Here is a 4,254-nt window from a genome sequence, read left to right as displayed (position 1 = left end):
CGACGCCGACCCGCCGCGCCTGCACGCCCTGGCCCGCGCGTGGGCCGGCGACCCCCACCCGCTCGTGCGGCGGGCCGCGGTCGCCGGCCTGTGCGAGCCCCGCCTGCTCAGGACGCCGGCCGCCCCGGCCGAGGCGATCGCCGTCTGCGCCGCCGCGACCGGCTCCTTCGCGGCCATCCCGGCGGCGCACCGGCGCGACGAGGACGTCCGCACGCTGCGCAAGGCCCTGGGGTACTGCTGGAGCGTCGCCGTCGCCGCCGACCGCCCCAACGGGATGCCCGCCTTCGAGCGCCTCGAGGCGTCGGACGACCCCGACATCGCCTGGATCGTGCGCGAGAACCGCGGCAAGGCGAGGATGCGATGAGCATCGCGTGGGTGCGATGCGTGCCGTGAGGGACCGACGCGGAAAGGGCCGGATGCGATGAGGACTGTACACACCGCCGATCTCACGGCGGGCGAGCGTGCGCAGGCGCGGGCCGTGGTCGATGCCGCGTTCGGGGACCGGTTCGCCGCCACCGACTGGGCGCACGCGCTGGGCGGCCTGCACGTGCTGGCCGAAACGGGGTCGCGGATCGTCGCGCACGCCTCCGTCGTCCAGCGCGCCCTGCTCGTCGACGGCGTCGCGATGCGGGCGGGGTATGTGGAGGCTGTTGCCGTACACCCGGATCATCAGCGACTCGGGTATGCCACCGCACTCATGGACGAGGTGGAACGGATCATCCGGGCCGCCTATGACATCGGCGCGCTGTCGGCGTCGTCGGCCGCCGCGGGGCTCTACGCCCGGCGGGGCTGGCTGCCCTGGCCCGGCAAGACCGCCGCGCTCACCCCCGACGGCCTGCGCAAGACCCCGGGCGACGACGGCTCGACGTACGTCCTGCCGGTCGTCACCACCCGCCTCGAAGGCGTCCTGGCCTGCGACTTCCGCCCGGGAGACCTCTGGTAGGAAAAAATCTTGGCCGGCGATGTCGGATCGCGGCGTGCCCGTTCGAGGGACCGGTTGAAGGCACCCGAGACCGGAAGGAAGCCCATCATGACCGCCACGCTCGTCGCACCCGAGATCCGGGCCAACCGCATCACCCGCTCGCTGCTGGGCTACGGCGTGCTGGCCGGCCCGTTCTACGTCGCCGTGAGCCTCGCCCAGGCCCTGACCCGCGAGGGCTTCGACCTGGGCCGGCACTCGTGGAGCCTGCTGGCCAACGGGTCGCTCGGCTGGGTGCAGGTCACCAACTTCGTCCTCACCGGCCTGATGGTCATCGCCGCCGCCGTGGGGCTTGCCCGGGCGGTACCGTCGCGGTGGGCCCCGCGCCTGGTCGGCGTCTTCGGGGCGTCGATGATCGCGGCGGGCGCGCTGCGGGCCGACCCGGCGCTGGGCTTCCCGGCGGGCACCCCGGACGGCCCGGGCACCGTGTCGTGGCACGGCATCGGCCACCTGACGGCGGGCGGGATCGGGTTCCTGTGCGTGATCGTGGCGACGTGGGTGCTGGCGCGGCACCAGCCGCGGGGCCTGGGCTGGTACTCGCGGATCTCCGGCGTTCTGTTCCTGGCCGGGTTCGTGGGGATCGCGTCGGGCAACCGGGCGCCGGCGCTGACGCTGGGCTTCGTCGCCGGGGTGGTCATCATCTTCACCTGGCTGGCCGTGATCTCGGTCCGGCTGTACCGCTCGCTGCCGTGCCGGTGACCGAATCAGCTCGAAACCGAAAAATCTGGCACTCCGTGCCAGATTTTTCGGACTTATACCCCGGCGCCGTATAAATCCGATATGTCGCGGCGCGCCAGTGCTCGACATATCGGTCAAAAGCCCCCACGCCCGACCTCATCACCGGAAGGCGTGTACGGGGGCGGTGCCGGGTTCAGGCCGGGCGCGCCTCCGCGCGGAGGGCAGCGAGGGCTCGGACCCTGCCGGGGTTCAAGGCAAAGGCGAGGCCGTACGGAAGGCGCGTACGGGGACGGTGCCGGGTCGGGCGCGCCGCCGCGTGGAGGTCGCCGAGGGCCCAGACCCCGCCGGGGCTCAAGGCAAAGGCGGGGCCATACGGAAGGCGTGCACAGCGACGGCGACGCGCACGGTGCCGGGGACCGGACCGGGCGGGCAGCCGCGTGGAGGGCGTCGCCAAGGGCATCGCACCCGCTGGGGTTCAAGGCAAAGGCGGGGTCATGCGGAAGGCGTGCACGGTGACGGCGACGGGCACGGTGCCGGGGGTCCGGGCCGGGCGCGCCGCCGCGTGGAGGGCGTCGCCGAGGGCCTGAATCCCGCTGCGGTACCTCTCCCACTCCTCGGGCGCCACCCAGAGCTCCCCATCCGTCGTCGCGCCGGCCTGCGACGGGTCGCGGCGGGCCGCCCGCTCCCGCAGGCCCACCGTGAGGGCCTCGGCCAGGAACGGTGCGCCGTCGCGCTGGTCGGACAGCGGGGAGCCGTGCACCGTGCGGTAGCGCCGCTCGTGCCCGCCCCTCCGGTTGCGCTCCTCGGCCAGCTCGACGAGGCCGGCGGCGGCCAGGCGGCGCAGGTGCTGGCTGGCCAGGGCGTGCGAGATCGACAGCTCGCGGGCCAGCTCGGCGGCGGAGAGCGGGCCGGGCCACATGAGGTTGAGCATGCGCAGGCGCAGGGGGTGGGCGAGGGCGCGCAGGACATCGTCCGACATCCCCCAATTATATGATTGGCGGTATGGCATGGACGACGGGGAGAGTCCTGCGGGACCGCAATGCGCGGCTGTACCTCGGCGGGGTCCTCGTCTCGGGCTTCGGCGACTCGGCGATGTCCCTGGCCGCCGGCGTGTGGATCAAGGCGCGGACCGGCTCCGACGCCCTGGCCGGGATCGTCGGGGCCGGCATGTGGCTGGCCCTGCTGCTCGGGCCGGTGCTGGGCGGGGTCGCCGACCGGACCGACCGGCGGCGGCTGCTGGTGGCGGTGAACCTGGCGCTGGCGGTGGTGATGGCGGCGGTCGCGCTGGGCCGCCTGTGGGTGCTGTTCGCGGGCCTGGCCCTTGTCGGCGTCGGGGCGGTGCTGTCCGGGGCGGCCGCGGCGGCGCTGCTGCCGGCCGCGGTGCCGCAGGGCCTGCGCGGCGACTTCAACGGCCTGGTGCGCAGCGTCACCGAGGGCATGAAGCTCGTCGCGCCGCCCGTGGGTGCCGCCCTGTTCACGGTGCTCGGCGGGCCCGCCGTCGCGCTGCTGAACGCGGGCACGTTCGTCGCGGCGGCCCTGGCGTTCGGCCTGCTGCGGGTGAACGCCAGGCCGGCCGCCCGGACCCCGGGCGACGCCGGGACCGCGCGGGAGTCCCCGTTGCGCCTGCTGCGGCGGGATCGGGCGCTGCGGGCGCTGGTGCCGGCCGCGGCCGCCGCCATGGTCGCCTCCAGCCTGTCCAGCAGCGCGACGTTCGCGGTGCTCGACAAGGGCCTGCACCGCTCCCCCGCGTTCGCCGGCGTGCTCACCCCGGCCCAGGGTCTTGGCTCGGTCGCCTGCGGGCTGCTGGCCGGCACGCTGCTGCGCCGCCTCGGCGAGCGCGGCTTCGCGGCGCTGGGGCTCGCGCTCTTCGCGGCCGGGGTGGCCGCCCGGGTGGCGCCGTGGACGGGGGTGGTGGTGGCCGGGGGCGTGCTCATCGGGCTCGGCCTGCCGGCGCCGCTCATCGCCGCGGTGACCGCGGTCCAGCGGGCCGTGCCCGGGCGCGCCCTGGGCCGGGCCGCGGCCACGGCCGACACGCTGATGTTCGCCCCGACGGGCCCGGCGCTGCTACTCGGCGGCGCCGCCGTCGCCCTGCTCGACTACCGGGTCCAGACGGTCGCCGCGGCCGTCCTCGGCGGGCTCGCGGGCGCCCTGCTGCTGCGGCACCGGCGCCGCTGGGCCGGGGCGGAGGGCGCGGCGCAGCCGCTCGTGCCGGAAGAGGTAGACGGGGCCGGCCTGGCGCAGCACGCCCCGGCGGTGGGCGTCGTCGAGGAAGTCGGCCAGCCGCCAGGGGAGGCGGCCGGTGAGCGCCAGGTACGGCCGCGTCACCAGGACGAACCGGCCGTAGGCGGTCGGCGTCGTGTACGTCGTCAGGCGCAGCGGGGCCAGCAGCGCCGCGAACATCAGGCCGGCCTTCGCCTGGCCGAGGAGCGGGAAGACCCCGGCGAACCCGGCCGCGGTGGACAGCAGCACGATGGCTGAGACCATCAGCTGGCTGCGGCGGGCGGCGGCGATCGACGCGGGCGGGCCCGGCGCGGCGCCCAGGTCGGCCGGGGCCGCGGCGAAGCGCATGAGCGCGGTGGCCGGCCAGGCGCCCCACG

Annotated in this window: 5 protein-coding genes; 4 read left to right on the top strand and 1 reads right to left on the bottom strand. The window is 75.8% G+C overall.

Annotated elements, in window-relative coordinates:
- The 3 genes from ABD352_RS09525 to ABD352_RS09515 all read left to right on the top strand — a co-directional run.
- Positions 1-364, top strand: a 364-nt coding sequence (locus tag ABD352_RS09525) for a hypothetical protein (protein WP_344611890.1), incomplete at its 5' end; no start/stop codon positions are given.
- Positions 365-421: 57 nt separating this feature from the next.
- Positions 422-943 (top strand): GNAT family N-acetyltransferase, encoded by a 522-nt coding sequence (locus tag ABD352_RS09520; RefSeq protein WP_344611889.1) that lies wholly within the window; start codon positions 422-424, stop codon positions 941-943.
- An 87-nt stretch (positions 944-1,030) separates the two neighbouring features.
- Positions 1,031-1,678, top strand: coding sequence for a DUF998 domain-containing protein (locus tag ABD352_RS09515; RefSeq protein WP_344611888.1), 648 nt, complete (start codon positions 1,031-1,033; stop codon positions 1,676-1,678).
- A 454-nt stretch (positions 1,679-2,132) separates the two neighbouring features.
- Here ABD352_RS09515 and ABD352_RS09510 read toward each other — a convergent pair whose 3' ends face one another.
- Positions 2,133-2,636, bottom strand: coding sequence for an ArsR/SmtB family transcription factor (locus ABD352_RS09510; protein ID WP_344611887.1), 504 nt, complete (start codon positions 2,634-2,636; stop codon positions 2,133-2,135).
- A gap of 23 nt (positions 2,637-2,659) precedes the next feature.
- On the opposite strand from ABD352_RS09510, the gene ABD352_RS09505 reads away from it, so the two are divergent.
- Positions 2,660-4,135 carry an MFS transporter gene (locus ABD352_RS09505; RefSeq protein WP_344611886.1) on the top strand — a complete coding sequence of 492 codons (1,476 nt, stop codon included), beginning with the start codon at positions 2,660-2,662 and terminating at the stop codon, positions 4,133-4,135.
- The last annotated feature ends 119 nt before the right edge of the window (positions 4,136-4,254 follow it).

This window comes from Dactylosporangium salmoneum, assembly GCF_039532525.1.
Classification (GTDB): Bacteria; Actinomycetota; Actinomycetes; order Mycobacteriales; family Micromonosporaceae; genus Dactylosporangium; species Dactylosporangium salmoneum.
Note: the sequence above shows the minus strand (reverse complement) of the source record. Positions and strands in the feature narration are given on the sequence as shown.